The organism is Streptomyces taklimakanensis (assembly GCF_009709575.1).
Classification (GTDB): Bacteria; Actinomycetota; Actinomycetes; order Streptomycetales; family Streptomycetaceae; genus Streptomyces; species Streptomyces taklimakanensis.
Genome location: NZ_WIXO01000001.1, coordinates 4,840,662 through 4,867,650 on the forward strand (window position 1 = coordinate 4,840,662; position 26,989 = coordinate 4,867,650).

At 74.6% G+C, this 26,989-nt stretch carries 26 protein-coding genes; 15 read left to right on the forward strand and 11 right to left on the reverse strand.

Annotated elements, in window-relative coordinates:
- Window positions 1-7: 7 nt before the first annotated feature.
- The 3 genes from ccrA to F0L17_RS21300 form a co-directional block, all read right to left on the reverse strand.
- The gene (gene ccrA, locus F0L17_RS21290; protein ID WP_162466522.1) at window positions 8-1,345 is read right to left on the reverse strand and encodes a crotonyl-CoA carboxylase/reductase; all 1,338 of its coding nucleotides are present in this window, start codon (window positions 1,343-1,345) and stop codon (window positions 8-10) included.
- Between the two features lie 370 nt (window positions 1,346-1,715).
- Window positions 1,716-2,534: a TetR family transcriptional regulator gene (locus tag F0L17_RS21295; protein WP_202917903.1), complete on the reverse strand. Its 819-nt coding sequence runs from the start codon at window positions 2,532-2,534 to the stop codon at window positions 1,716-1,718.
- A 107-nt stretch (window positions 2,535-2,641) separates the two neighbouring features.
- Window positions 2,642-4,426 (reverse strand): 3-hydroxyacyl-CoA dehydrogenase family protein, encoded by a 1,785-nt coding sequence (locus F0L17_RS21300; protein WP_155072312.1) that lies wholly within the window; start codon window positions 4,424-4,426, stop codon window positions 2,642-2,644.
- 337 nt (window positions 4,427-4,763) lie between these two features.
- On the opposite strand from F0L17_RS21300, the gene F0L17_RS21305 reads away from it, so the two are divergent.
- Window positions 4,764-5,348 carry a HEAT repeat domain-containing protein gene (locus F0L17_RS21305; RefSeq protein ID WP_155073970.1) on the forward strand — a complete coding sequence of 195 codons (585 nt, stop codon included), beginning with the start codon at window positions 4,764-4,766 and terminating at the stop codon, window positions 5,346-5,348.
- A 34-nt stretch (window positions 5,349-5,382) separates the two neighbouring features.
- On the opposite strand, the gene pdxR is transcribed toward F0L17_RS21305, so the two are convergent.
- Window positions 5,383-6,918, reverse strand: a complete 1,536-nt coding sequence (gene pdxR, locus F0L17_RS21310) for a MocR-like pyridoxine biosynthesis transcription factor PdxR (RefSeq protein ID WP_338018165.1) — start codon at window positions 6,916-6,918, stop codon at window positions 5,383-5,385.
- Window positions 6,919-7,010: 92 nt separating this feature from the next.
- Here pdxR and F0L17_RS21315 point away from each other — a divergent pair, with 92 nt between their 5' ends.
- Window positions 7,011-7,838 carry a methyltransferase domain-containing protein gene (locus F0L17_RS21315; protein WP_338018166.1) on the forward strand — a complete coding sequence of 276 codons (828 nt, stop codon included), beginning with the start codon at window positions 7,011-7,013 and terminating at the stop codon, window positions 7,836-7,838.
- 258 nt (window positions 7,839-8,096) lie between these two features.
- Here the strand turns inward: F0L17_RS21315 and F0L17_RS21320 are convergent, their stop codons facing one another.
- From F0L17_RS21320 to F0L17_RS21330, 3 genes are all read right to left on the reverse strand, one after another.
- A complete protein-coding gene (locus F0L17_RS21320; RefSeq protein ID WP_155072315.1) occupies window positions 8,097-8,336 on the reverse strand; it encodes a hypothetical protein in 240 nt (79 codons plus the stop codon).
- A gap of 352 nt (window positions 8,337-8,688) precedes the next feature.
- Window positions 8,689-9,729, reverse strand: a complete 1,041-nt coding sequence (locus F0L17_RS21325) for an Rv2578c family radical SAM protein (protein WP_155072316.1) — start codon at window positions 9,727-9,729, stop codon at window positions 8,689-8,691.
- A 214-nt stretch (window positions 9,730-9,943) separates the two neighbouring features.
- A complete protein-coding gene (locus tag F0L17_RS21330; RefSeq protein WP_155072317.1) occupies window positions 9,944-10,477 on the reverse strand; it encodes a hypothetical protein in 534 nt (177 codons plus the stop codon).
- A gap of 228 nt (window positions 10,478-10,705) precedes the next feature.
- On the opposite strand from F0L17_RS21330, the gene F0L17_RS21335 reads away from it, so the two are divergent.
- From F0L17_RS21335 to F0L17_RS21360, 6 genes are all read left to right on the forward strand, one after another.
- Entirely contained in the window at window positions 10,706-11,467 is a 762-nt protein-coding gene (locus tag F0L17_RS21335; RefSeq protein ID WP_162466524.1) for a class I SAM-dependent methyltransferase, read from the forward strand.
- A 137-nt stretch (window positions 11,468-11,604) separates the two neighbouring features.
- On the forward strand, window positions 11,605-12,441 hold the full coding sequence (locus F0L17_RS21340; RefSeq protein ID WP_155072318.1) for a M55 family metallopeptidase: 837 nt from the start codon (window positions 11,605-11,607) through the stop codon (window positions 12,439-12,441).
- Window positions 12,434-13,780: a M20/M25/M40 family metallo-hydrolase gene (locus F0L17_RS21345; protein ID WP_155072319.1), complete on the forward strand. Its 1,347-nt coding sequence runs from the start codon at window positions 12,434-12,436 to the stop codon at window positions 13,778-13,780. The genes F0L17_RS21340 and F0L17_RS21345 overlap by 8 nt, the downstream gene beginning before the upstream one ends.
- Window positions 13,781-13,882: 102 nt before the next feature.
- Entirely contained in the window at window positions 13,883-15,910 is a 2,028-nt protein-coding gene (locus tag F0L17_RS21350; RefSeq protein WP_155072320.1) for an LpqB family beta-propeller domain-containing protein, read from the forward strand.
- Window positions 15,907-16,893, forward strand: coding sequence for a S66 peptidase family protein (locus F0L17_RS21355; RefSeq protein WP_155072321.1), 987 nt, complete (start codon window positions 15,907-15,909; stop codon window positions 16,891-16,893). The genes F0L17_RS21350 and F0L17_RS21355 overlap by 4 nt, the downstream gene beginning before the upstream one ends.
- Window positions 16,890-17,426, forward strand: a complete 537-nt coding sequence (locus tag F0L17_RS21360) for a DinB family protein (protein WP_155072322.1) — start codon at window positions 16,890-16,892, stop codon at window positions 17,424-17,426. Before F0L17_RS21355 ends, F0L17_RS21360 begins: the two co-directional genes overlap by 4 nt.
- A gap of 31 nt (window positions 17,427-17,457) precedes the next feature.
- On the opposite strand, the gene F0L17_RS21365 is transcribed toward F0L17_RS21360, so the two are convergent.
- Window positions 17,458-18,399: an aminoglycoside phosphotransferase family protein gene (locus tag F0L17_RS21365; protein ID WP_155072323.1), complete on the reverse strand. Its 942-nt coding sequence runs from the start codon at window positions 18,397-18,399 to the stop codon at window positions 17,458-17,460.
- A 95-nt stretch (window positions 18,400-18,494) separates the two neighbouring features.
- Here F0L17_RS21365 and F0L17_RS21370 point away from each other — a divergent pair, with 95 nt between their 5' ends.
- The 4 genes from F0L17_RS21370 to F0L17_RS21385 all read left to right on the forward strand — a co-directional run bounded on the left by F0L17_RS21370 (window position 18,495) and on the right by F0L17_RS21385 (window position 21,547).
- Window positions 18,495-19,274, forward strand: coding sequence for an SDR family NAD(P)-dependent oxidoreductase (locus F0L17_RS21370; protein WP_155072324.1), 780 nt, complete (start codon window positions 18,495-18,497; stop codon window positions 19,272-19,274).
- A 290-nt stretch (window positions 19,275-19,564) separates the two neighbouring features.
- Window positions 19,565-20,203, forward strand: a complete 639-nt coding sequence (locus tag F0L17_RS21375; RefSeq protein WP_238420802.1) for a 4'-phosphopantetheinyl transferase family protein — start codon at window positions 19,565-19,567, stop codon at window positions 20,201-20,203.
- Window positions 20,204-20,250: 47 nt separating this feature from the next.
- Window positions 20,251-20,517: a LapA family protein gene (locus F0L17_RS21380; protein ID WP_155072326.1), complete on the forward strand. Its 267-nt coding sequence runs from the start codon at window positions 20,251-20,253 to the stop codon at window positions 20,515-20,517.
- Between the two features lie 106 nt (window positions 20,518-20,623).
- Window positions 20,624-21,547: an NADP-dependent oxidoreductase gene (locus F0L17_RS21385; protein ID WP_155072327.1), complete on the forward strand. Its 924-nt coding sequence runs from the start codon at window positions 20,624-20,626 to the stop codon at window positions 21,545-21,547.
- A gap of 125 nt (window positions 21,548-21,672) precedes the next feature.
- On the opposite strand, the gene F0L17_RS21390 is transcribed toward F0L17_RS21385, so the two are convergent.
- Window positions 21,673-22,032: a VOC family protein gene (locus tag F0L17_RS21390; RefSeq protein WP_155072328.1), complete on the reverse strand. Its 360-nt coding sequence runs from the start codon at window positions 22,030-22,032 to the stop codon at window positions 21,673-21,675.
- A 197-nt stretch (window positions 22,033-22,229) separates the two neighbouring features.
- Entirely contained in the window at window positions 22,230-23,429 is a 1,200-nt protein-coding gene (locus tag F0L17_RS21395; protein ID WP_155072329.1) for a baeRF2 domain-containing protein, read from the reverse strand.
- Between the two features lie 152 nt (window positions 23,430-23,581).
- On the opposite strand from F0L17_RS21395, the gene F0L17_RS21400 reads away from it, so the two are divergent.
- Window positions 23,582-23,809 carry a DUF6158 family protein gene (locus F0L17_RS21400; RefSeq protein ID WP_155072330.1) on the forward strand — a complete coding sequence of 76 codons (228 nt, stop codon included), beginning with the start codon at window positions 23,582-23,584 and terminating at the stop codon, window positions 23,807-23,809.
- Between the two features lie 320 nt (window positions 23,810-24,129).
- Window positions 24,130-24,675, forward strand: coding sequence for a ribonuclease FAU-1 family protein (locus F0L17_RS21405; RefSeq protein WP_155072331.1), 546 nt, complete (start codon window positions 24,130-24,132; stop codon window positions 24,673-24,675).
- A 138-nt stretch (window positions 24,676-24,813) separates the two neighbouring features.
- On the opposite strand, the gene F0L17_RS21410 is transcribed toward F0L17_RS21405, so the two are convergent.
- Window positions 24,814-25,785 carry an LLM class F420-dependent oxidoreductase gene (locus F0L17_RS21410; RefSeq protein ID WP_155072332.1) on the reverse strand — a complete coding sequence of 324 codons (972 nt, stop codon included), beginning with the start codon at window positions 25,783-25,785 and terminating at the stop codon, window positions 24,814-24,816.
- Between the two features lie 257 nt (window positions 25,786-26,042).
- Here F0L17_RS21410 and F0L17_RS21415 point away from each other — a divergent pair, with 257 nt between their 5' ends.
- Window positions 26,043-26,885 carry a SigB/SigF/SigG family RNA polymerase sigma factor gene (locus F0L17_RS21415; RefSeq protein WP_155072333.1) on the forward strand — a complete coding sequence of 281 codons (843 nt, stop codon included), beginning with the start codon at window positions 26,043-26,045 and terminating at the stop codon, window positions 26,883-26,885.
- Window positions 26,886-26,989 lie beyond the last annotated feature (104 nt).

Genomic DNA, 26,989 nt, shown 5'->3' on the forward strand with positions numbered 1-26,989 from the left:
GTGCCCCCTACACGTTCCGGAAGCGGTTGATGGCGTCGATGTGCTTCGCGCGCTTCTCCTCGTCGCGCACGCCCATGCCCTCCCGCGGTGCGAGGCACAGCACGCCGACCTTGCCCTGGTGGGCGTTGCGGTGCACGTCGTGGGCGGCCTGCCCGGTCTCGTGCAGGGGGTAGGTCTTCGAGAGGGTGGGGTGGATCTTCCCCTTGGCGATCAGACGGTTGGCCTCCCACGCCTCGCGGTAGTTGGCGAAGTGGGAGCCGACGATGCGCTTCAGCGACATCCACAGGTAGCGGTTGTCGTAGCTGTGCAGGTAGCCGGAGGTGGAGGCGCAGGTGACGATGGTGCCGCCCTTGCGGGTGACGTAGACGGAGGCACCGAAGGTCTCGCGTCCGGGGTGCTCGAAGACGATGTCCACGTCCTCGCCGCCGGTCAGCTCGCGGATGCGCTTGCCGAAGCGCTTCCACTCCTTGGGGTCCTGGGTGTGCTCGTCCTTCCAGAACCGGTAGTCCTCGGCCGAACGGTCGATGATCGCCTCCGCGCCCATGGCCCGGCAGAGCTCCGCCTTCTTCTCGCTGGAGACCACGCAGACGGGGTTGGCGCCGCCGGCCAGCGCGAACTGGGTGGCGTAGGAGCCCAGGCCGCCGGAGGCGCCCCAGATCAGCACGTTGTCGCCCTGCTTCATCCCGGCGCCGTTGCGGGAGACCAGCTGCCGGTAGGCGGTGGAGTTCACCAGGCCCGGAGCGGCCGCCTCCTCCCAGGACAGGTGGGCGGGCTTGGGCATGAGCTGGTTGGACTTCACCAGCGCGATCTCGGCCAGGCCGCCGAAGTTGGTCTCGAAGCCCCAGATGCGCTGCTCGGGGTCGAGCATGGTGTCGTCGTGGCCGTCGGCGCTCTCCAACTCCACCGACAGGCAGTGGGCGACGACCTCGTCGCCGGGCCGCCAGGCGCCCACGCCGGGACCGGTGCGCAGCACCACGCCCGCCAGGTCGGAGCCGATGATGTGGTACGGCAGGTCGTGGCGCTTGGCCAGCGGCGAGGTGCGGCCGTAGCGCTCCAGGAAGCCGAAGGTCGGCAGCGGCTCGAAGATCGAGGTCCACACCGAGTTGTAGTTCACGGAGCTGGCCATCACCGCCACCAGGGCCTCGCCGGGCCCCAGTTCGGGCACCGGGACCTCGTCCAGGTGCAGCGACTTGCGGGGGTCCTTCTCCCGGGTGGGCAGGCCGTCGAACATCTCGACCTCGTCCTTGTGCACGGTCACCGCGCGGTAGGACTCGGGCAGGGCGAGGTGGGCGAAGTCTGCGGGCGTGCTGTCCGACGCGAGGATCGCGTCCAGGATGTCCTTCACGTGGGCCTCCGGCGAGCGTTCGGGGACGCTTGAGGGTCGCTGGGGTCTTCTTCGGTCTCTGAGCTGCTGTGCCGTCGGTTCGGCGAGGGTGTTGCGGCTCGGCGCGGTAGCGCTGAAGGCCTGTGACGCAGGCGTCCGGACGCACGGCAGTGACCGTGGGGACGGTGCCCGGACACCGAGCACGTTATGGCACTGCGTGCCAGTGCACAAGGCACTACGTGCCAAGAATTTCTCTCAACTGTCCCCGGGGCCGCCCACATGAGCGAGCGCGGCCGCCTCTCGATGAGGCGACCGCGCTCGTGTGTGCTGTCGTGTCGTTCTCTGTCGAACCGTTCCGCTTCGTTCCGCCGCGGAAGGCGGCACTCGGTGCTCAGCCCTTGCGCAGGGCCTCCTCAAGGGTGCGCATCACCCGCTCCAGCGGCGCGTCCGTACGCGCCACCGCCACCAGCACCTCGCCGGTGTCGCTCACCGCGGCGCGCTCGACCTCCACGGCGTTCCCCGCCGCGGGGAACGGACCCCCGCCGGCCGTCGCCCGGCCGGCCACGAAGCCCGTCCCGAAGGTCCGCCGCACCGTGGCGAAGGCCCGGTCGAGTTGGGCCTCCACGTCCCCCTGGCCGCCCGCCCGCAGCCAGCGCCGCAGCACGTGGTTGTGCGCGGTGACCACCGCCGACGCGGCCACCTCCGCCAGCAGCGGTTCGTCCGGGCCGGCGTCGTCGCCGTCCCGGTGGGAGAGCGCGGCCTCGTCGAAGTGGCCCAGCAGGTAGCGCGTGAACAACCGCTCGTAGCGGGCCACCGAGGCGATCTCCCGCTCCCGCAGGGTGGGCACCTTGCGGGTGAGCTTGTACCGCTCGACCGAGACCGCCGGGGAGGCCGCGTACATCTTCATGACCTCCTTGATGCCCCGGCAGACGGTGTCCAGCGGGTTCTCGTGCGGAGGCGCGGCGTCCAACACCGCACGGGCCCGTTCCAGGGTGTCGTCGTGGTCCGGGAAGATCGCCTCCTCCTTGGAGCGGAAGTGCCGGAAGAAGGTGCGTCGGGCCACGCCGGCCGCCGCGGCGATCTCGTCGACCGTGGTCTCCTCGTAGCCCTTGGTGGCGAAGAGTTCCATCGCGGCCGCGGCCAACTCCCGACGCATCTTCAGTCGCTGGTTCGGCACCTGGGGACGCGCGGGCTTCACGGTCTGGGACATGTGTGGAACGGTACACGGCCCACCACCGCCGGCGGACGGTTCACCGGGCTCCAGCAGCCCGCCCCACCCGGGATCCGCGTGCGGCGGGAAGGCCCGGTCCGCCCCGGTCACCGCCTCGCGTACTCGCGGAAGCCGCGCCCCGTCTTGCGGCCCGTGCGGCCCGCCGCCACCAGGTGCTCCAACAGCGGAGCCGGAGCCAGGCCCGGCTCGCGGAACTCCCGGTGCAGCACCCGCTCGATCGCCAACGACACGTCCAGGCCGACCACGTCCAACAACTCGAACGGCCCCATCGGGTAGCCGCCGCCGAGCTTCATGGCCGTGTCGATGTCGTCCATGGTCGCGTAGTGCTCCTGCACCATCTTGACCGCGTTGTTCAGGTACGGGAAGAGCAGCGCGTTGACGATGAAGCCCGCCCGGTCGCCGCAGTCCACCGGGTGCTTGCGGAGCGAGGCGCACACCTCGCGCGCGGTGGCGTGGACGTCGTCGTCGGTCAGCACGGTGCGGACCACCTCGACCAGCTTCATCGCGGGCGCGGGGTTGAAGAAGTGCATCCCGACGACGTCCTGCGGACGCGAGGTGGCGCGGGCGCAGGCGACCACGGGCAGCGAGGAGGTGGTGGTGGCCAGCACCGCGCCCGGCCTGCACACCGCGTCCAACGTCGCGAACAGGCTCCTCTTGACCGCCAGGTCCTCGGCCACCGCCTCGACGACCAGGTCGACGTCGGCCAGCGCGGCCGGCTCGCCGGCCGGAACGATCCCGGCCAGGGCCTCCTCGCGGGCCTCGGCCGTCATCCGGCCCTTCCGGACCGACCGCTCCAGCGAGGAGGCGACGCGCGCCCTGGCCCGCTCCGCCTTCTCCACGCCGCGGGCGACCAGCACCACCCGGTGGCCCGCGGTGGCGAACACCTGGGCGATGCCGCAGGCCATGGTGCCCGACCCCACCACGCCGACCGAGCGCACCTCGCGCGGCGTCCCGGTGGTCCCGCCCTCGCGCGGGGCCGGCGCGTCCGGCACGACGGTCGCCGACCCGGGCGCCTCGTAGGTGTAGAAGCCGCGGCCGGCCTTGCGGCCGGTCAGACCGGCGGCGGCAAGCCGGCCCAGGATCGGCGCGGGCGCGTGGAGCCGGTCGCGGGAGGCGGCGTACATCGCCTCCAGGACGGTGCGGGCGGTGTCGACGCCGATCAGGTCCAGCAGGGCCAGCGGGCCCATCGGCAGACCGCAGCCCAACCGCATCGCGGCGTCGATGTCCTCGCGGGTGGCGTACTTCGCCTCGTACATCGCCGCGGCCTGGTTGAGGTAGCCGAACAGCAGGCCGTCGGCGACGAAGCCGGGCCGGTCGCCGACCGCGATCGGTTCCTTGCCCAGGTCGTGGGCGAGGTCGGTGACCGCGGCGACCGCCTCGGGGGAGGTCAGCACGCTGGAGACGACCTCGACCAGCTTCATCGCGGGCGCGGGGTTGAAGAAGTGCAGGCCCACCACCCGCTCGGGGTGGGCGGAGTCGGCGGCCAGACGGGTGACCGACAGGGCATTGGTGCCGGTGGCGATGACGGCCGACGGCTCGACGATGTCGTCGAGTTCGGTGATCACCCGGTGCTTGGTCGCGTAGTCCTCCGGCACGACCTCGACGACCAGATCGGCCTCGGCGGCCGCCCGGAGGTCGCCGAAGGCGCGGAAGCGGGCGAGCGTGTCCCGCCGCTCCCGCTCGGTGAGCCGCCCGCGCTCCACGGCGCGGGCGGTGGAGGACTCCAGGGCGGCGACGGCCCGGCGGGTGGCGTTCTCGTCGATGTCGATGCCGACGACCTCGCGGCCGGAGCGGGCCAGGACCTCGGCGATGCCGGTGCCCATGGTGCCGAGGCCGACCACGGCGACGGTGGGGAGGGTGGGACGGTCCATCACGGGACTCCAGAGGGGAAAGAAGCGGTGACGACTGAAAGGGAAGAGGAGAATCGAGAGAGCGCGCGGGCGGGCGCGACCGCGCCGCCCCGCGTCGTACGCGGGCGCCGAACGAGCCGAACGGCCCTGTCCCGGGGCCGTGCTCGGCCCGCGTGGGGGTGCCGAACCGACTGCGCGTCGGACGGCTGCGTCACCAGGCCGTCCGATTGAGCGGGGGTACCGCTCCGATGAGCAGGTTAACGCGCGGGTAAGGGCGCCGCCAGGGGGTAGACCGCTTCCAGGGGTGTGGCACATACCACAGGGAGGTGGCGTGCCGGTGGAAGCTGTGGGGAACACCATGGGGACGGTGGACGGCGCACTGGTGGAGCGACTGCGGGACGAGGCCCGCACCGAACCGGACCGGTTCGAGCGGCTGTTGGCCCTGGCCCGGCAGGACGCACCCGCCGCCCGCGACGCGCTCGCCGCCGAACTCACCGCCCCCGGGCGGCCGTTGTGGGCTCGGGAACTGGCCGCCTGTTCGCTGGGCGGGGCCGGCGACCGCCGCGCCTTCGAGACGCTGGTGTTCCTGCTCAACCACCGCGACCCGGCCCGCTGCGCGGCCGCCGCCCGCGCCCTGTTGGCCCTGGACGACCCGCGCACCGCACGGGCCGCCGCGGCGCTGGCCGACAACGAACTGCGCGTCTCCTACGCCCTCCACCCCGTCAGACTGCTCACCGCGCTGCGCTCGCCGCTGTCCGCGCCCACCCTCATCCGTGTGCTGGACCGGCTGTTGGCGAGCCCCTGCCGCCCCTGGCCGGTGGCGCGGGCCTGCGTCGAGGGCCTGGGGGAGCTCGGTGACGCGCGGGCCCGACTGGTGCTGCTCGCCGCCCGGGAGCGCGAGGAGCTGCGCGCCGCGGCCGACGAGGCGCTGCGGCGGCTGTGAGGCGGCCGCTTCCGCGACGGTCCGTCGCACGGGCTCACCCCACCGCCCGCACCGCTTCGCCCAGGGAGGCCACCGCCTCGCGGATCTCGCCCGGGGTCCGGGCGGCGTAGCCCAGGACGAGCCCCGGCGGACCGGGCCGCTGCGCGTGCCAGGACAGCGGTTGCGTCTTCACGCCCCGGGCGAGCGCGGCGGCGGCCAGTTCGGTGTCCGGGAAGGCGGCCCGGAAGGTGACCGTCAGGTGCAGGCCCGCCGCGGCGCCCCGCACGACCGCGCCCGGCAGATGATCACGGACCGCCGCGACCATCGCGTCCCGGCGGCGGCGGTGACGGACGCGCAGCAGGCGCAGGTGGCGCTCCAGCTCGCCCGACTCCATCAGTCGGGCCAGCGCCAGTTGCGGCAGCGCGGCGCCGCCCAGGTCGGCGTACCGCCTGGCCTCCACCAGCGTCTTTCGCAGGTGCGGTGGCGCCACCGCCCAACCCAGCCGCAGGGCGGGGGCCAGCAGTTTGGAGACGCTGCCGCAGTGGACGACGCGGCCCGGCAGCATCGACCGCAGCGCGGGCACCGGAGGGCGGTCGTAGCGGTGCTCGGCGTCGTAGTCGTCCTCCAGGACCAGTCCGCCCGCGTCGGCCCACTCCATCAGCGCGCGGCGCCGCCCGCCGCCGAGCACCACCCCGGTGGGGAACTGGTGGGCGGGGGTGAGCAGGACGGCCGAGGCACCCGTGGCGCGCAGCGCGTCGACGCGGACCCCCTCCCGGTCCACCGGGACCGGCGGGGTGGCCAGGCCGAGGGCGGCCAGGTGCATCCGGGCACCCAGGGCCCCCGGGTCCTCCACCGCCACCTCCCGCACCCCGCCGTCGCGCAGGACCCGGCCGAACAGGGTGATGGCCTGGGCGGTGCCGGAGGTGATCAGCACCTCGTCGGGGTCCACCCGCATCCCGCGGTTGCGGGCCAGCCAACCGGCGACGGCCGACCGCAGGGCGGGCACCCCGCGGGGGTCGCCGTAGCCCAGGTGCGAGGCGGCCGCGTCCTCCAGGACACGGCGCTCGGCCCGGAGCCAGGCCCTGCGGGGGAAGGCGGACAGGTCGGGGGTGCCGGGGGTGAGGTCGAGCCGCGCGGGCACCGCCCGCAACAGGTCGAAGACGTCCGGCCCGGGGTCGGCGGCGAACACCTCCGCGGACGACGGGGGAGCGGCGGGCGCGGGAAACCGCGGGGGAGGCGGCGGGGGAGCGGCGGGTCGCACGGGCGCGGCGGCCACCGTCGTCCCGGCCCGACCCCGCCCCGTGACGAGACCGTCCTCGCCCAGCCGCCGGTAGGACTCGGTGACCACGCCCCGGGACACGCGCAACTCCGCCGCCAGCGCGCGGGTGGCGGGCAGCCGGGTGCCCACCGGCAGGCCGCCGTCGAGGATCGCCGTCCGCAGCCGGTGGGTCAGCCAGTCGGCCAGCCCTCCGGGCGGGGCCTCGCGGGGGTCGAGTTGGAGGAAGTCCGCTCCGGCGCCGGTCCCGGCCCGGCCCGCTCCCCGCCTGTCCGCTTCGGCCCTGTCGGTGTCGTGTCCAATGGCCCTGTCCACCGGGCCATTGTGGACCCAGGATGGAGGCCGCGGGCGCCGGACGGGCCGGCGCCCGCGGACGACCCACGCGACGGGCACGAGGGGACACGGACGTGACGGCGACCGCATACGTACACGGGTACTCGGACCGGGAGACCCGCAGACTGCGCGACCAGGCGGACACCCTGGCCGCCCTGTTGCACGGGGACACGGCCTACCCGGCCGGCAGTCGGGTGCTGGAGGCCGGCTGCGGGGTCGGGGCCCAGACGGTGCACCTGGTCGCGAACAGCCCCGGGGCACGCTTCACCGCGGTCGACGCCGACGGGGAGTCCCTGGAGCGGGCCCGGGCGAAGGTGGCGGCCGAGCACCCCGGCGCCGCGGTGGAGTGGCACCACGCCGACCTGTACGACCTGCCGTTCCCCGAGGCGTCCTTCGACCACGTCTTCGTCTGCTTCGTGCTGGAGCACCTGAGGGAGCCCGAGCGGGCGCTGCGCGCCCTGCGCCGGCTGCTGCGCCCGTCGGGCACGGTCACCGTGATCGAGGGGGACCACGGCTCGGCGGTCCTGCACCCCGACGGCCCCCACGCCCGCGCGGTGATCGATTGCCAGGTCCGGCTCCAGGCCGAGGCGGGCGGTGACGCGCTGATCGGCCGCAGGCTGCAGCCGCTGCTGTCCGCGGCCGGGTACGCCGACGTCCGGGTGCGGCCGCGCACCGTCTACGCCGACCGGACCCGCCCCCGGCTGGTCGAGGGCTTCACCCGCCGCACCTTCATCCCCGTCTTCGAGGAGGCGGGGCGGGACGCGCCGGCCCTCGGGCTGGTCACCGAGGACGACTGGCGGCGGGGGATCGCCGAGTTGTACCGGACGGCGGAGGACGGCGGCACCCTGCACTACACGTTCTTCAAGGCCACCGCGGTCAACCCGCCCGGCCCCGTGGGCTGACGCCCGCCGTCCGCCGCCCGCCGGTTCGCGCGGTGCGGCCGGGCGCCGGCGCCCGGGACGATCATGGGCGTCGCGCCGCCCGGAAGCAGGAGGAACTTACCGTGGTGTAAGAGTTGGAAGCGGTCGCCGAGTTGCGAATCGCAGGCAGGGGCGCCCTGCCTCCTGTGATTCACGGCACAGGCGGCGGTCGAGTCTCGCCGCCCCGGGCGCGGAGCCCCCCGAAGGGGGCGTGGGACCCGGGGGGAAGTCCGGCGGGACTCAGTAACTCCACCAGCGGCCCTCGGCGGGCTGCGGGATCCAGGTGTAGATGCCGCTCTCGGCCGGGCCGCGCCGGTAGACGGCCGCCACCTTCTCGGCCGGGTACTCCTCCAGGCAGTCCCACACGCCCAGGGAGTCGGCGTCCTCGATGACGATCTGACCGTCGGCGGTGCGTCCCGCCCGGCCGGCCTCGATCAGCCTCTCCCGACCATCGGTGAGTCGCAGCTTGAAGACGGCCATCGTCGTGTGCCTTTCTCCCGTGGGCCCCGCGCGGGGCGGTCGTTCAGGGGGGGTGTGTCGGGGGGGGCCACCCCCGAGGCTCCGGACGACGACGGAGCGGTGGCCCCGGAGGTGGCGTGGAAGCAGGCCGACCATGTCGGCGAGCGGTCCCACTCTAACGCAGTGGGAGGGTTGTGGTGGTCGCCGGAGGCCGGACGGACGGCGCCCGTACGGGCGAAGTGAGGGTGTGTCGGTGAACGGGTGGGATCCGGTGCGTGTACGGCGGGCGACCGGGTCGGTCCGGGGGGCGGCGCCGAGGGACTCCCGCGGTGGGAGGCGCCCCCGGCCGGGAGGGCCGGGGGCGGGAGGACCCCTACAACAGGGTGAGCTGGGTCGGCCCCGGTTCGGCCCCGGGAGCGCAGTGCGGGGCGGCGGTGACACGGCGGTGCGCCCCCGGCCGGGCGGGGCCGATGCCGTACTCCTCGGCCAGTTCGTGCACCTGACGGGTGATCCGGCGCTGGTACCACCGGGGGGCGTAGGCGCCGTCGGCGTACAGCGCCTCGTAGTGGCGCACCAGGCCGGGGTGGTGCCGCTCCAGCCAGGCCGTGAACCACTCGCGGGCGCCGGGGCGCAGGTGCAGGACGAGCGGGGTGACGGAGGTGGCGCCCGCCGCCGCTATCGCCCGTACCGTCGCGCGCAGTTGGGCCGGACCGTCGGAGAGGAACGGGATCACCGGGGCCATCAGGACCCCGCAGCCGATGCCGTGCTCGCCGAGGGCGCGCACCACCTCCAACCGTCGCTCGGGGGCCGGGGCGCCGGGCTCGACGGTGCGCCACAACTCCTCGTCGAGGAAGGCCACCGACACCGACACCCCCACCTCCGCCACGGCGCGGGCCGAGCGGAGCAGCTCCAGGTCGCGCAGGATCAGGGTGCCCTTGGTGAGGATGGAGAACGGGTTGGCGTGGTCGCGCAGGGCGGCCAGGATGCCCGGCATCAGCCGGTAGCGGCCCTCGGCGCGTTGGTAGCAGTCGACGTTGGTGCCCATGGCGATGTGGTGGCCGGGCCAGCGGGGCGAGGACAGTTCGCGGCGCAGCAGCCGGTCGGCGTTGGTCTTCACCACGATCCGGGTGTCGAAGTCGATGCCGGTGTCCAGGTCCAGGTAGGCGTGGCTGCGACGGGCGAAGCAGTACACACAGGCGTGGGTGCAGCCCCGGTAGGGGTTGACGGTCCATTCGAACGGCATTCGGGAGGCGCCGGGCACCCGGTTGATGATCGAACGGGCCCGCACCTCGTGGAAGGTGACGCCCCGGAACTCGGGGGTGTCGAACGTGCGGGTCACCACGTCGGTGCCGAAGAGGGCGGCCGTGGTGCCGCTCGCGTCCGGTCCGTCGTCGCCCAGGTTGTCCCAGCGCATGCGGCCTCCTCGCTCTGCCGTCCAAGAATAGAACATCTGTTCCCTTCTTGGGGTCAACCCGGCCGGGGCGGCGAGCGTGAGGCGGTCGGCTCCCGGGCGGGGCCTCCGTGGGAGGCCGACGCGGGGAGCATCGGTCTGTGTCGGTTGTCGGTCGTCGGTCGTCGGCGCGGCGACGGGGCCGCCCTCCGGAACGTGCGTGCCCCGCGGTCGGCCCCTACCGCCCGTGGGCCTCCCGGCGGGGCAGCGGACCGACATCCGCGTGGCGGCCCGCACACCGCGCGGCGTGCCGCTGTCCGGGGCCGGGGCCGGAGCGAGCGGCCAGGGCGTCGGCGACGGCTCCGGTGACGAATCCGTAGACGGCCTTGTGCAGCACGTCGATCACCAGTTCCCCGCGCGGCCAGGTCGACGGCGGGGCGCCGACACCGGTGGCGTTCTCCAGGATCTGGTCGCCGGTCAACCGCACCACGGTGAACTTCGCCGACGCCACCGGCCCGCGCAGCCCGGCGTGCGCCATCACCGACCGCAGCACCCCGAACAGGGCGCCCTGGCCGTAGTGCATCGCCAGGTTCACCGACGGCGACTGCCGGCCGGGCCGCTCGGACATGCCGGTCAGGCGTTCCAACGTCCGGGCCGGAACGTGGGAGTCGGGCCGGCCGGTCAGGCTCTGCTCCACCTTCTCGCCCAGCGTCATCACCACCACCCCGGTGGCACCGGCGACGAGTCCCTGCCACAGCGCGCGTTTCAGCATGCGGCTCCGGTTACCCCCCTCCTCGCGCGTCCACGCCCGGCGCGGCACGGTGGGCCCCTGCCGGCGGGTGCCCACCGCCCGGACGGGCGCGCGCGACCGGTCGCCCCGGGGCCGCCGCGCGCCCGCCGGAATCCGGATGCACGAACCGCGCCGAACGGGGTAGGCGGGTCTCCCGGCGACGGGCCCTCCGACGGATCCGCCGCCCGTGACAGGGGAGAGGAGAGACCCGTGAACGCCACCTCACGAACCGGCGGCGACACCTGGGAAGGCGTCTGGAACACCGATCCCGCGATCACGGCCGCCGTCCACCTGCCGATCTTCGAGGAGTACGTCGACCCCGACCTGCCGCTGGTCGACGTCGACTGCGGCAGCGGCGCCCGGACGGTCTTCCTGGCCGGGCGCTTCCACCCCTGCGTCGGCATCGACCGGTCCGCCGAGGCCCTGGAACGCGCCCGGACGGTGGTGGGCGAAGGCGCGGGGGGCCGCTCCGCTCCCGACTTCCGGCAGCTCGACGCCGCCGACCCCGACGCCATGCGTCGCCTCCACGACGAGCTGGGCGACACCAACGTCTACCTGCGCGGCGTCCTCCAGCGCAGCGAGCCCGACGACCGGTCGCGCGTCGCCGAGTCCGTCGCGGCCCTCGTCGGAGGACGGGGCCGGGCCTTCGTGGTGGAGGCCACCCCGACGGCCCGAGCGGCCCTGGCCCGGGGCGCCGGGGCCGAGAGCGCCGGGGACCTCCCCGGCCCCCTGGACGCGCCCGGCCTGTCCGACCTCGCCCGTCTCTCCGAGCCCCCCGCCCCGTCCGGCGGTCCCGCCGGACGGGAAGCCGACCGGGCCGGGGACGCGCGCCCGGAGGATCCCGCCGCCCCGTTCGCCGCCGCCGGGCTCCGCGTGATCGCCGGCGGGGCGCTCCCGCTGTCCACCACGGACTTCGAACCGGACGGCTCACGGCTCGACCTCCCCGCGACGTGGCTGGTGGTCGGCCGCTGAGCGGCCACGTGAAGGCCGCCGGGCGGCCACCCGCCGGCGCGGACGGCGGACACCGCCCGCGAGCGTCACCGGTATGGTCCACCGGCGGCCCCCCGAGGTCTTTGATCGGGGGCGGACGGCGCGTAACGTGACCTGCCATGACGAAGATCCTGATCAGCGCCGACATGGAGGGCGCCACGGGGGTGACCTGGCCCGCCGACGTCCTGCCCGGGACGCCGCAGTGGGAGCGCTGCCGCCCGATGTTCACCTCCGACGTGAACGCGGCGATCGCCGGGTTCCTCGCCGGCGGCGCCGACGAGGTGCTGGTCAACGAGGCGCATTGGACCATGCGCAACCTGCTGCTGGAGGAGCTGGACGACCGGGCCGTGATGCTCACCGGCCGCCACAAGTCCCTCAGCATGGTCGAGGGCGTCCAGCACGGCGACGTGGACGGCGTCGCCTTCGTCGGCTACCACACGGGCGCCGGCGAGGAGGGCGTCCTCGCCCACACCTACCTGGCCAACTCCATCACCGGCGTCCGGCTGGACGGCGAGCGGGCGAGCGAGGGGCGGCTCAACGCCGCGGTGGTCGCCGAGTACGGCGTGCCCGTCGTCCTCGTCACCGGCGACGACCGCACCTGTGCCGACGCCCGGGGCTACGCGCCCGACGCGCGCACGGTCGCCGTCAAGGACTGCGTCTCCCGCTACGCCGCCGTCTGCCGCACCCCCGCCCGCACCGCCGCCGACATCCGGACGGCGGCGAAGGAGGCGGTGGCCCTGGCCGTCCGCCACGAGCCCGCCGAGCGCCGGCCCCACACCGTCGAGGTGGACTTCGACGCCGAACACCTGGCCGGCGCGGCGACCGTCGTCCCCGGTGTGGAGCGCACCGGCGAGCGTCGCGTGGCCTACACCTCTCCCGACATGTACGAGGGGATCCGCACCTTCAAGGCGGTCACCACCGTCGTCTCCGCCGCAGTGGAGGAACAGTATGGCTGAGCGGCACACCGACGCCACCGGACGCGTCGACCGACAGGCGCTCGACGAGGCGGTCGCCTTCACCTCCGAACTCATCCACATCGACTCCGTCAACCTCGGCAACGGCGACGGCACGGAACGGAAGGCCGCCGAGTACGTCGCGGAGAAGCTGGCCGACGTCGGCGTCGAGCCCGTCCTGTTGGAGAAGGTCGCCGGCCGCACCAACGTCGTCGCCCGCGTCGAGGGCACCGATCCGGACGCCGACGCGCTGCTCGTCCACGGTCACCTGGACGTGGTGCCCGCCGAGCCCTCCGAGTGGACCGTCCACCCCTTCTCCGGCGAGGTCCGCGACGGCGTGGTCTGGGGACGCGGCGCGGTCGACATGAAGAACGCCGACGCGATGGTGCTCTCCGTCGTCCGCGCCTGGCAGCGGGCCGGGGCGCGCCCCCGCCGCGACATCGTCCTGGCCTTCACCGCCGACGAGGAGGACACCGGCCAGTACGGCGCCGACTTCCTCGCCCGCGAGCACCCCGAGCTGTTCGAGGGCTGCACCGAGGGCCTCAGCGAGTCCGGCGCCTACACCTTCCACGCCGACGGCCTGCGCCTGTACCCGGTCGCCGCCGGGGAGCGCGGCACCGCCTGGATGGAGCTCACCGCCACCGGTCGTGCCGGACACGGCTCCAAGGTCAACCGCGCCAACGCCGTCAGCCGGCTGGCCGCCGCGGTGCACCGGGTCGGCGAGCACACCTGGCCCGTGCGGCTCTCGGAGACGGTGCGGGCGGCCCTGACCGAGCTGTCCCGGCTGAACGGTCTGGGGGAGCCGGACTTCGACGCCCCCGACTTCGACGTGGACGCCCTGCTGCCCAAGCTCGGCCCGGCCGCCAAGCTGGTCGAGGCGACGGTGCGCAACAGCTCCGCCCCCACCGGACTCAAGGCCGGCTACAAGATCAACGTCATTCCCGGCACCGCCACGGCGTACGTGGACGGGCGGATGCTCCCCGGCACCCAGGAGGAGTTCGCCGCCACCATGGACGAGCTGACCGGCCCGGACGTGGACTGGGAGTTCTACCACCTGGGCCAGCCCCTCCAGGCCCCGGTCGACTCCCGTACCTTCGCCGTGCTGCGCGAGTCCCTGGAGCACTTCGACCCCGACGCCCACGTCGTCCCGTTCTGCATGACCGGCGGCACCGACGCCAAGCAGTTCGCGTCGCTGGGCATCACCGGCTACGGCTTCACCCCGCTGAGGCTCCCCGAGGGGCTGGACTACCAGGCGATGTTCCACGGGGTGGACGAGCGCGTCCCCGTCGACGCCCTGCACTTCGGCGTACGCGTCATGGACCGCGCGCTGTTCACCCTCTGACCCGACGGAGCCCCTCCCTCCGCACCCGGTACCGCCCCCGGCGCGGACCGCCCCCCGGTGCGGCCCGCACCAACCGCGACGAGCCCCGAGGAGCCGAACCCGATGACGCCCGCCACCGCCCCGTACGGCACCTGGACGTCCCCGATCGATGCCCGCACGGTCGCCGCGCACGACGGCCGGCCCGAGTACGTGGGCACCGTCGGGCAGGAGGTGTGGTGGACCGAGCCCCGCCCCGCCGAGGGCGGACGCCGGTCCCTGATGCGGCTGCGCCCGGACGGCACCGGACCCGCCGAGTCCGTGCTGCCCGAACCGTGGAGCGTCCGCAGCCGGGTCATCGAGTACGGCGGACGCCCCTGGGCCGGGACCGAACGCCCCCGGGGCGGGCCGCTGCTCGTCTTCGTCCACGGGCCCGACCAGCGGATGTACGCGTTCGAGCCGGACGCCCCCGGCGGCGGACCGCGCCCGCTGACCCCTCTCTCCCCGGTCGGCGAGGGCCTGCGCTGGGTCGATCCGGTGGTGCTGCCGGAGCGGGACGAGGTGTGGTGCGTGCTGGAGGAGTTCACCGGCGCACGCCCCACCGACGTGCGCCGCGTGCTCGCCGCCGTGCCCCTGGACGGCTCGGCCGCCGAGGACCGCACCCGGGTGCGGGAGCTGACCGACGGCGCCGACCGCTTCGTCACCGGTCCCCGGCTCTCGCCCGACGGGCGACGCGCGGCGTGGCTGGCCTGGAACCACCCGAGGATGCCCTGGGACGGTACGGAGGTCCGCCTCGCCGACGTCACCGACCGAGGAACCCTGACGGACGCGCGGCCCGTCGCCGGCGGCCCCGACGAGTCGGTCGTCCAGGTCGACTGGGCCGCGGACGGCTCGTTGCTGTACTCCGGCGACGCGAGCGGCTGGTGGAACCTGTACCGCCTGGACGTCGGCGCGGACGGAAGCGGGACCGGGAGCGGCGGCCGGGCGACCGCCCTCTGCCCCCGCCAGGAGGAGTTCGGCGGCCCGCTGTGGCGGATCGGCAGCCAGTGGTTCCAGCCGCTGGAGAACGGCCTGGTCGCCGTCCTCCACGGGGTGGGCCCCCTGCGCCTGGGCATCCTGGAACCGGCCGGCGGGGAGCCGGCCGACGCGCCCGGCCCGTGGACCGAGTGGTCCCCGACCCTGGCCGTCGCGGGCACCCGCGTCATCGGCGTCGCCGCCGGCCCGCACCGCACCCACGAGGTCGTGGAGCTGGACACCTGCACCGGCCACGCCCTGGTCGTCGGGGCCGAACACACCGACCCGGTGGACCCCGCGTACTACCCCGAGCCCGAGACGCGCCTCTTCCGCGGCCCCGACGGACGCGAGATCCACGCCCGGCTCGCCCCGCCGCGCAACCCCGCACACCGGGCACCCGACGGAGAGCTGCCGCCGTACGTCGTCCGGGCCCACGGCGGGCCCACCGGGCGGGACCCGCTCGCACTGGACCTGGAGACCGCCTACTTCACCTCGCGCGGCATCGGCGTCGCCGTGGTCGACTACGGCGGCTCGACCGGGTACGGCCGCGCCTACCGCGAGCGGCTGCGGGGACAGTGGGGCGTGGTCGACGTCGAGGACTGCGCGGCCGTCGCGCGCGCCCTGGTCGAGGAGGGCACCGCCGACCCCGCCCGGCTCGCCATACGCGGCGGCAGCGCCGGCGGCTGGACCACCGCCGTCTCCCTCACCTCGCCCCTGGCCGAGGGGCTGTACGCCTGCGGCACGATCGCCTACCCGATCCTGGACCTGGAGGGATGGGCGACCGGCGAGACCCACGACTTCGAGTCGCGGTACCCGATCTCCCTGGTCGGCGAGGTGGAGGAGCACCCCGAGCGCTACCGCGACCGCTCGCCCGTGCACCACGCCGACCGCGTCACCACGCCGTTTCTGCTGCTCCAGGGGCTGGAGGACAGGATCTGCCCGCCGGTCCAGTGCGACCGCTTCCTGGCGGCCATCGCCGACCGCGGGGTGCCGCACGCCTACCTGACCTTCGAGGGGGAGGGCCACGGCTTCCACAAGGCGGAGACCATCGTCCGGGCCGTCGAGGCCGAACTCTCCCTCTACGCCCACGCCTTCGGCTTCGACCGGCCGGACGTCCCCCCGCTGGAGCTGGACGGATGACCGGCGCCCCCGCGGCGCCCCCGCCCCCTCCGGAGGCCGTCGACCGCCCCCGCGCCCGACCGCCGGTCCGCCCCCGGCGGTTGCGGCCCGGCGACCGGGTGGCGATCGTCGCCCCCAGCGGCCCGGTGCTCCGCGAGCGGTTGGACGCGGGCCTGGACGTCCTGCGCGGCTGGGACCTGGACCCGCAGGTCATGCCGCACGTCCTGGACGTCCACCCGGAGCTGGACCACCTCGCCGGCACCGACGCCGACCGGGCCCGCGACCTGACCGACGCCTGGTGCGACCCGTCCGTCGCGGCCGTCCTCGCCGCACGCGGCGGCTACGGAGCCCAACGGATGGTGGAGCTGGTGGACTGGGAGGCGATGCGGGCCGCCGGCCCCAAGGTGTTCGTCGGCTACAGCGACATCACCGCGCTGCACGAGGCCGTCGCCGCCCGGCTGGGGCTGGTCACCCTGCACGGTCCGATGCCCGCCACCGCCTCCTTCCTCAAGGACGCCGACACCCAGGACCACCTGCGCCGCACCCTCCTCGCGCCGGAGACGGTCACCGAGATCGCCCCGCCGGCCGCCCGCACCCTGGTGCCCGGCCGCGCCCACGGCACCACCTTCGGCGGCTGCCTCTCCCTGCTGGCCGGCGAACTCGGCGTCCGCGGCCGACGCCCCGCCCGCCCGGCCGGCGGCATCCTGCTGCTGGAGGACGTCGGGGAGAAGCCCTACCGCCTCGACGGACACCTCACCCACCTGCTGCGCTCGGGGGCGCTGGACGACGTGACGGGCGTCGTGCTGGGCTCCTGGCACGACTGCGGCCCCTACGAGGAGGTCCGCGCGGTGCTGCTGGACCGACTCGTCCCGCTGGGCGTCCCGGTGGTGGAGGAGATGGGCTTCGGCCACGGCCCGACGACCCGCACCCTCCCGCTGGGCGTGCCCGCCACCCTGGACGCCGACGCGTGCGTCCTCACCCTGGAGGAACCCGCACTGACATGACCGGAACCCTCACGGACGGCACCCCGCTGCCGGAGCCCCCGCGCACCCTCCCGCCCGACCCGCACGGGATGCTGCTCGCCTACCTGGACCACTACCGCGACACCGTGCTGCGGAAGCTCGACGGACTCGACGAGGCCGAACTGCGCCACAGCCGGCTGCCCTCGGGCTGGAGCCCGCTGGAGCTGCTCCGCCACCTGGCCTGCGTCGAACGCAGGTGGCTGCGCTGGGGCTTCCTGGCCGAGCCGGTCGAGGACCCCTGGGCGGACCGGGACGCCGACGGCCGCTGGCACGTCCCCGACGGCACGACGCCCGCGGAGGTCGTGGAGCACTTCCGCGCCGAATGCGCCCGCTCCCGCGAGATCGCCTCCTCGGCCGCGCTCACCGACCGCGCCGCCCTCGGGGGCCGCTTCACCACCGAGGAGAAGGCGCCGACCCTGGCCTGGATCCTCTTCCACCTCCTCCAGGAGTACGCCCGCCACGCCGGTCACCTCGACATCGTCCGCGAACTGGCCGACGGCGCCGTGGGGGAGTGAGGCCGGACCGGACCGGGCCGGGCCTCGCGGGTCACAGCCCCGCGAGGTCCGCCACGATCCGTGCCTCGCGCATGATCGCGACACCGCTCTCCGCGTCGCCCGTCCGGTCCACCGTCCACAGCGCCGACTCCACGCGCCGCGCCACCGCCCACGCCTGGAGCCGCGCTGCGTCCACGCCGAGCGCGTCGGCGACCAGCGCGCACCGCGCGGCGACCGGCGGACGCGGATCGGGCCGGGCGAAGGGATCGTCGATCTGCTCGATCAGCGGCCAGGGGTCGTACAGCGGATCGCCCACCATCGGCTTGGCGTCGATGGCGAGCCAACCCCGCCGGGAGGCCAGGACGTTGCCGGGGTTGAGGTCGCCGTGCGCCACCACCTCGCGGTCGGCCGTGGCGGGCAGCTCACGCAACAGCCGCACACCCAGCGCCACCAGGGCGGGGTCGAAGCCGGAGGGCCGCAGCCGTGCCGCGCGCTCCTCGGCGACCTCCGCCCACCCGGCGGTCACGTCCGCCATCCGCTCCAGACCCGTGTCCGACGGCACGGGCACGCTCCACAGCTCGCGCAGCAGGCGGGCCCCGACCAGCAGCCGCTCCTCGGCGGGCGCCCCGCCGGCGTCCCCCAGCTCGGTGCCGGGGACGCAGCGCTCCAGCAGCAGGGCGTACCGCTCGGCGTCGTGCGCGTACACCCGCACCGCGCCCCGGCCGTCCCACAACCGCAGCGCCTCGCCCTCCCCGGCCGCCTCCCGGTGCGGCCAGCTCACCTTGAGCACGGCCTCGGAACCGTCCGCCCGCCGCACCGGCGCCACCCACGAACAGCTTCCTTTGGCGAACGGCTCCCCGGGCGTCACCTCCCAGCGCTCGGCCAACTCCCGCACCAGTTCCGGCAGTCGCCCCAGCCACGCGCTCCCGCCCGGATAGCCGGAGACGGTGCGGACGACGGGCAGCGTGGGGGGCACCAGCTCTGCGGTGGACATGGGTCGAGCCTACGGCCGCGGCCGCGGAAGGCGTGCCCGAACGCCGTGTCCGAATGCCGCCGGACTCCGCGGACGCGCCGTACGAGGATCGAGCCATGTCATGGACAACGACCGACACGACCGACACGACCGACCTGAACGACCTGTCCGGCAGGGTGGCGCTGGTGACCGGCGGCAGCCGCGGCATCGGCGAGGCCGTGGCGCTGCGCCTGGCCCGGGACGGCGCCGACGTGGCACTGACCCACCGGGACTCCGGGGAACGCGCCGAACGGGTGGTGGAGCGGATCAAGGCCATCGGCCGCCGCGCCCGCGCGGTGCGCGCCGACAACGCCGACCCGGCCGCCGTCCGCGCCGCCGTGGAGACCACCGTGGCGGAGTTCGGGCGCCTGGACATCCTGGTCAACAACGCCGGGACCGGTGTCCTCGCGCCGATCGAACAGATCACGGCGGAGGACGTCGACAGGGTGCTGCACGTCAACGTCCGCGCCCCCTACCTGTTCTGTCAGGCCGCCGTCGCCCATCTCGAAGAGGGCGGACGGATCGTGACCATCGGCAGTTGCATGGCCGAGCGTGTCGCCTTTCCCGGCGGCTCCCTCTACGCCACCGGCAAGGCCGCCCTGACCGGCCTGACCAAGGCGTTGGCCAGGGAGTTGGGCCCCCGCGGCATCACGGCCAACCTCGTCCACCCCGGCCCGATCGACACCGAGATGAATCCGGCGGACGGGCCCGGCGCGGAGGCCCAGAGCGACCTCACCGCGCTGGGGCGCTACGGACGCCCCGAGGAGGTGGCGGCGACGGTGGCGCACCTGGTCGGCTCCCAGGGCCGCTACATCACCGGTGCCTCCATCGCCGTGGACGGCGGCTTCGCCGCCTGAGCCGGGACCCCTCCCGGCACCGTTCTTCGGGACGGTCCTCCCCACCCCGGCGTCCGTCCGCCGCCCGGCGGCGGGGGGCGCCGGCTGTGTCGGGGGCGCGCCGAACCCCCGCGCACCGGGCACAACGCCTTCCGATGGCTGCGGAAACCGGTGCCGGACGCGGCCGGGTTCGAGATAGTGGTGGCGGAGCACCAAGGACGCCTCTTCGGCGTCCGCGTCCGCCCGCGGCGTCCCCGAGCCGTCCCGAACCGGCACGCCGTACCGCCGAGCCCTGGAGGAGACCGTTGAAGCTGCACGTACTGCGGGTGTCCGAGCACGCGGCCGACGCGCGTGACGGCGCGGTGCTGTCGGAGGAGGAGCGGGCCCGGTGCGCGGCGTTCGTCCGGGAGGAGGACCGCGACCGCTACCGCGTCGCCCACACGGCCCTGCGCCGGGAACTCGCCGGTCTGCTGGGCACCGACCCGACCGCCGTGCCCTTCACCCGCGAGGCGTGCCCGTTGTGCGGCGGGCCGCACGGTCGTCCCGCGGTGCCCGGCAACCCGGTGCACTTCTCGCTCTCCCACTCGGGCGACCTGGTGGTGCTGGCCTTCGACGACGCCCCCGTCGGCGTCGACGTCGAGGCGTACCCCACGGCCGCCGTCGTCGCCGAGACCGCGTCCGTCCTCCACCCGCGCGAGCGCGCCGAACTCGGCGGGCTGCCGGCGTCCCACCGGCCGGCCGCGTTCGCCCGCTGCTGGACGCGGAAGGAGGCCTACCTCAAGGGCACCGGCACCGGGCTGGGCGAGGCCCCGTCGGTGACCTACGTCGGCAGCCTGGCGGTGCCCGCGGAGGTGCCCGGCTGGACGATCGGCGACGTGCCGGTCCCCGACGGTTACGCGGCGGCCGTCGCCGTCGCCGTCCCCCGTCCGGCCGACCCCGGCACCCCGTAGGGCGGACCCACCGGGCGGAGCGCGGGCGGCGCGCCCATGGTGGAGGCATGAGCGCACGGCGGAGATCGCACAGGAGGACGGAGCCCGGGGCGGACGGGACCGGCGCGCCGTCCGGGTGGCGCGGCCTCGTGACGCCCGGCAGGGCACTGGTGTTCCTGCTGCTGGTCGCCGGCATCGTCTTCGTCTTCCAGAACACCGGGCGGACCGAGATCCGGCTGTTGGTGCCCGTGGTCACCATGCCGCTGTGGGTCGCGCTGCTGATCCCGGGCGCCATCGGCCTGTTGACGGGCATGTACCTCGTCCGCCGCCGGTAGGGGCGTCCGCCTCCCGGCTCCGGCCGCCGATCCGCCGATCCGCCGTCCGGGGCGCGTACCGGGCGGCGGCAGGAATGATCGCGCCGGCGGGGAAGTTGTGCCGGACATGAAGGCAATCGCTCTGAAGCAGTACGGCGGCCCCGACGACCTGGAACTGATGGACCTGCCCGAACCCAAGCTCGGCCCGGACTCGGTCCTGGTGCGGGTGAAGGCGGCCGGGGTGAACCCGGTGGACTGGAAGGTCGGAGCCGGCTACCTCGATCCGATCCTCGACGCGCACTTCCCGCTGGTCCCCGGCTGGGACGTGGCGGGCGTCGTGGAGCGGACCGGGCCGGACGCGGGGGAGTTCTCCCCCGGTGACGAGGTGATCGGGTACGTCCGCAAGGACTGGGCCCAGAACGGCACCTACGCCGAACTCGTCGCCGCCCCGGTGCGCACCCTGGCCCGCAAGCCCGCGGCGCTGGACTGGCGGCAGGCGGCCGGGCTGCCCCTGGTCGGACTCACCGCCTACCAGTCGCTGAACCGGCTGGAGGTGGACGGCGGACAGACGGTGCTGGTCCACGCCGCGGCCGGCGGTGTGGGATCGATGGCCGTGCAGATCGCCGTCGCCCGCGGCGCCCGTGTCATCGGCACCGCGAGCGAGCGCAACCACGACTTCCTGCGGAGCCTGGGAGCCGAGCCGGTGGTCTACGGGGAGGGGCTGGCCGACCGGGTCCGCGCGCTGGCCCCCGACGGCGTGGACGCCGCGTTCGACTTCGTCGGCGGTGACGTGGTGGACGTCTCGCAGCAGGTGCTGCGCGACCGTTCCCGGGTGTTGTCGGTCGTCGACGCCGAGACGATGGCCAAGGGCGGGCACTACCTGTTCGTGCGGCCCGTCCCGGAGGACCTGGCCGCCCTCGCCGACCTCGCGGACGCGGGGAAGCTGACGGTCGAGGTGGACCGGACGGTGCCGCTGGCCGAGACCGCCGAGGCGTGGCGGCACAACCAGTCCGGGCGCACCCGGGGCAAGGTCGTGATCGAGGTCGCCTGACGGCCGCGGCCGAACGCCGTCGGAGCGTCCGGGCCCGGAAGGGCCCGGACGCTCCGATCCGGTCCGGTCACCGTCGGCCCGCCGTGCGGCGAGCGGTCACTGTCGATCCGCCGTGCGGCGAGCGGTCACTGTCGATCCGCCGTGCGGCGATCGACGTATTCGAAGACCGAGCCGTCCGGGTGGCGGGCCATCAGAGTGCCGCCGATGGGAGTGGCCTGGGGCCCCGCGATGACCTCGGCGCCCACTTCCCGGAGCGCGGCCGCGGCCTCGTGCACGTCCCGCACCGCCAGGGTGGCGGTGACCTTGCGCAGGATCTCCATCGGGCCCGGTGGGCCGCTCATCAGCAGGAAGGGGCCCACCGCCGCGGCCGAGACGGGGCCCTGGGCGAACCGCACGGCCTCGGCGCCGGTGAGCCGCTCGTACACGCCCACCGCCGCGTCCAGGTCGTCGACACACACGCGCAGCGAAGTCCCCAGAATCTCCATGCGGGCGAGCCTAGTTGGGGGCGCGAACGGTGTCAGGCGCGCCCCGCGGTTGTTTCACCGTGCCCGCCCGCCACGGCCGAGGACGCGTGACCGGGGGCGGCGGGCACCGGGCCGTCGCGGCGTAGTCGGCCCCGCCGTCCGAGCGGGTGTGTACCGACGGGCGGACGACTGGGTGGGGAACCGACACCGCGCGGACCTCACGACGGCGGCTGCCCCCCGGTCGAACCCTCCGCCGGAGGCCCGCCGTAGGGCCAGCGCAACAGCGCGCCGAGCCCGCCCACCGGCAGCCCGCCGGGGGTGTCCGGCTCGTCCGCGAGCGGCCCCACGGAGATCACCTCGGCCCCGCCGGCCACCGCCGCCCGCAGCAGCGCGTCGTCGGCGCGGGCGCTGACGGGGTGGGTGTCGCCCAGGTACTGGACGTCGTTGCGGCGGACCGCCACCTGGTCCGGGCCGTCGCCCACCCACACCTCACGGTGGAGGTCGGGACCGTCCGGACGGATCAGCAACGCGGCGACACGGTGCTCGCGGACCGCGTCGACGAGAGCGGGCACGCCCTCGGCGGCGCTCACCCGCCCGTCGTCCGTCGGAACCCGCCAGGACTGGAAGCGGTCCATGACCTCGGCGGCGTGCCGGCGCACGTGGTCGGCGCGGAGCGCCTCGATCTCCTCGTCGAGCTTCCGCTCGCCCTCGGCCTGGTTGCGGCCCGGACCGCGGACCCCGTGCTCGGCGATGTGGCACACCTCCTTCACCTCGGTGGCCAGTCGGTCCCGTACGGCGCGGCACTCGCGGCCGTCGCCGGCCAGCACCACCAGGTCGGCCCCGGTGTCGGCGCGGCGCTCGCGCAGGGCCTCGGCGATGACCCCGGCGTTGCGCTCCCAGGTGTTCTCCACCGAGTTCTGGAAGTGCCTCTCGTGCCAGGAGGAGGAGGGGGTCACGTGCAGCGGGTGGTCGTCGCCCCGCACCTGGCCCAGGTCGCGGGTTCCGCCCGGCCCGCGCAGCTCCAGGTCCGCGCCGGTGCGGTCGATGCGGGCCACCAGGCAGGACGGCGCCGCGTCCATCAGGTCCAGCAGCGGAGTGAGGTGCGGCAACGGGCCCCAGAAGGCCTGCTGCCCGTTGGGCGGCGGCGCGGCCAGCGGCTCGTCGAGCACCACCTCGCCGTCGGCGGCGAACAGCACCCGTCCCGGAGTGCGCGAGTCGCGCGCCGACGCGACCAGCGTGTCGTACACCGCGCGGCAGGCGCGCTCGTCGGCGCCCTGCTCCTTCAGCTGGTCGCGGACCCGCCGGGCAGCCAGCTCGTGACGGGCCGCCGCGTCCTCGGTGATCCAGGTGGTGTCGAAGTAGACCGACGCCCACGGTCCGGGCCGGTCGATGATCGGATTGAGGAATCCGAGTTCCATGGCTCCCTCCAAGATGGCGTGCTCCGCAGGCGGGTACCCGAAGCGGTACGAAGAACACGGAGTGACCGTTGCCGGATCGCGGGAACCAGAACGGGGCGAAACCGGAAAGAGGTCGGAGAGCGACGATCGAGGAGAACGAGGAGAACGACGTCATGACGATGGGGATCGACCCGGAGAAGCTGACCGAGAGCGAGCTGATCGAGGAGCTGGAGTCCCTCCACCGCACCAGGCACGACACCCTGCTGCACGGCTCGGCCGACGCGCTGGCCGCCCACACCCGGCGCACCGCGGAGTTGGAGGGCGAGTACCTTCGGCGCCACCCCGACCGCGCGGTCTCGCCGGGCCGTACCCGGGAGGGGGCTCGGGCGCGCACGCAGTGACGCGTGCCGTGCGCACCGCCGCCTGCGCCGCCCGCGCCACGTTGTCCGAGGTGGTTTCCCCGAACGGGGAGGAGAAGGTGTTTGCCCCCCGAGGGCCGGGGCACCCGGACCGCGGCCGAGCGAGCGGCCCTGTGGGGGAGTGAGAGGGCCCCGGGCACGGTGGTCAGGGACCGTGCCCGGGGCCGCCCCGTCCGTCGCCGGCCCGACCGTCCGGGGCCCGCCGACGCCGGCGTCCCGGCCCCCCGACACCCGAGGACCGGCCCGAGGAGCGCGCCCGAAAACCGGGTGCGCTCCTCCCGCGTGCCGGGAAGGGTGGACACATGAGCGATCCGCGCCCCCACGTCCCCGCCCGCCCCGCCTCCCCGTCCGCCGCGGCCGTCCTGGAACCGGGGACGGAGACGACCGTCGTCCTGGTCAAGTCCCGAGGCCGGGAGGTGACCTACCCCGCGACGGCGGAGCGCGACGACGGTGTCCACGTCGTGGTCCGCGCCCCCTGGGCCGGGCCGCCGGTGCGGGACTTCGGCTTCGTGCGCTTCGAGTCGGGCGACGTCTTCACCGAGCACTACTGGCGCGACCGCTGGTACTCGGTGAAGGAGGTACGCGGCCCCGACGGCACGCTCAAGGGGTGGTACTGCGACATCACCCGCCCGGCGGCCGTCGGGCGGGACACCCTCACCACCTGGGACCTGGAACTGGACCTGTGGGTGTCGCCCGACCGCTCCGCCGTCCTCCGCCTGGACGAGGACGAGTTCGCCGAGAGCGGGCTGCCCGAGCGGGAACCGGAGACGGCCGGACGCGCCCGCCGGGCGCTGGACGAACTGGAGCGCCTGGCCCGGACGGACGGGTTCGCCGCCCTGCTGGACTGACCGGGCGGGGAGCGGCGGGCGCGAGGAGGACCGGAGGGGCCGGAGAAGAAGGGGGTGTGGAGAGCCGCACCCTCTCCACACCCCCGTCCACGGGCGGCGCGGGGCCCCTCGTCCGCGCCGCGCGCCCCACCTCGGCGATCAGTCGCGCAGCCGCGGCAGAACGCTCGTCCGGTAGAAGTCGAAGAAGCCGCGCAGATCGGGGCCGATCTGGTTGACGTGCACCACGTCGAACCCCGCGTCGGCGAACTCCCGCAGGGCCTGTACGTGCTCCTCCGGATCGGCCCCGCACACCGGGCCGGACCGGGCCACCTGCTCCTCGGTCACCAGTTGCGAGGCCTGCTCGAAGTGGGCCGGGGTCGGCAGGATCTGTCCCAGCTCGCCGGGGAGGAACATGTTCGGCCAGCGGTGGTGGACGGTGCGCACCGCCGTGTCGCGGTCGGTGTCGTAGCAGACCTTCGTCCCCGCGAAGGCCGGTCCCTGGCCGGAGCTCCGCCCCCCGCCGCTGCGGCGGAACCGCTCCAGGCCCTCCACGTCCGGCATCGTGGTGACGAAGCCGTCGCCGACCCGCCCGGCCAGCTCGATCGCCGCCGGGCCGAAGCCCGAGACGTCGATCGGGACCGGTTCGTCGGGCACGTCGTACAGCCGGGCGTTCTCCACGGTGTAGTGCTTCCCGTGGTGGCTGACCTCCTCGCCGGTCAGCAGGTGCCGGATGACGCCGATGGCCTCCTCCAGCATCTCCATCCGTACCGACGCCTGGGGCCAGGGGCCGCCCAGGATGTGCTCGTTCAGCGCCTCCCCGGTGCCCACGCCCAGTCGGAAACGGCCCTCCAACAGGACCGCGCTGGTGGCCGCGGCCTGGGCGACGACGGCCGGATGGACCCGCACGGTGGGGCAGGTGACGGCGGTCTGCACGGGCAGCGAGGTGGCCTGGGAGATCGCCCCGATGACGGACCACACGAACGGGCTGTGGCCCTGGACGTCGATCCACGGGTGGTAGTGGTCGGAGATCCACAGCGAGGTGAAGCCGGCCTGCTCCGCCATGCGGGCCTGCTCGATCAGCTCTTTCGGCCCGTGGTCCTCACAGGCGAGGAAGTAGCCGTACTCGGTCATCTTCGAGTGCCTTTCCGCACGCAGGCTGGTCCGGGCACCGGGTATCCGGGTGCCCGTGTGAAAAACGTCGTTTGAAGGGATTGGCCCCGGGCATCCGAACCCTCGTGCTTCGGACCGCAGGCACATCCGCGGGAGCGGCCCGGTCGGCGCGGACTCGCGCGACCCTCCGCCCCGGGAGCCCAGGGCCCCGGTCCGGCCTGTGCCTTCTCCCGCGGCATCCCCCGCAGCCCACGTCCACAGTTCGGGAGAGACCGCACATGACCCCCGTACGAGCACGAGCACAGCACGCGCGGCACCCGCACGACGACGCCCCTGACACCACCGCCGAGTTCCAGCGCATCGCCGAGCTTCCCGACGGCCCGGAGCGCGACGAACTGCGGCAGCAGGTCGTGCGAGCCTGGATGCCCATGGCCGAGCGACTGGCCCGCCACTTCCGCAACCGCGGCGAGTCCCTGGAGGACCTCCAGCAGGTGGCCGCCCTCGGTCTGGTGAAGGCGGTCACCCGCTACGATCCGGCGCGCGGCAGTGCCTTCGAGAGCTTCGCCGTGCCAACCATCGTCGGCGAGATCAAGCGACACTTCCGCGACCACATGTGGGGGCTGCACGTGCCGCGCCGGGTGCAGGAGCTGCGCAACCGCGTCCGCGCCTCCGCCCGCCAGCTCAGCCACTCCCTCGACGGCCGCACTCCCGGGATCAAGGAGATAGCGGAGCACAGCGGACTGACGGAGGAGGAGGTCCGCATCGGGTCCGAGGCACTGGAGAGCTACAGCACCCTGTCCCTGGACGCCGAACTGCCCGGGGCCGACGACGGCTACGCCCTCGTGGACACCCTCGGCAGCGCCGAGCCCGGCTTCGACCTGGTCGTCTACCGCGAGTCGCTCAAGCCCCGGCTGCGCAAGCTGCCCGAGCGCGAGCGCAAGATCCTGTACCTGCGCTTCTTCTGCGACATGACGCAGAGCCGGATCGCCGAGCAGCTCGGCATCTCCCAGATGCACGTCTCCCGGCTGATCAGCCGCACCTGCAACCGTCTCCAGGCGGAGGTCGAGGCCGACCAGGAGCGGGAGCGGGAGAAGGCGTACGCCGGCTCGCACGCGGCCTGAGCGGAGGCGCCGGCGCCCGTCAGCCTCCCGCGTCCCGCGTCCCGCGGCTCCGTGGACCGTGCTCCCCACCCGGTCCGCGGAGCCGTCCGCGCGTCCGCGTCCAC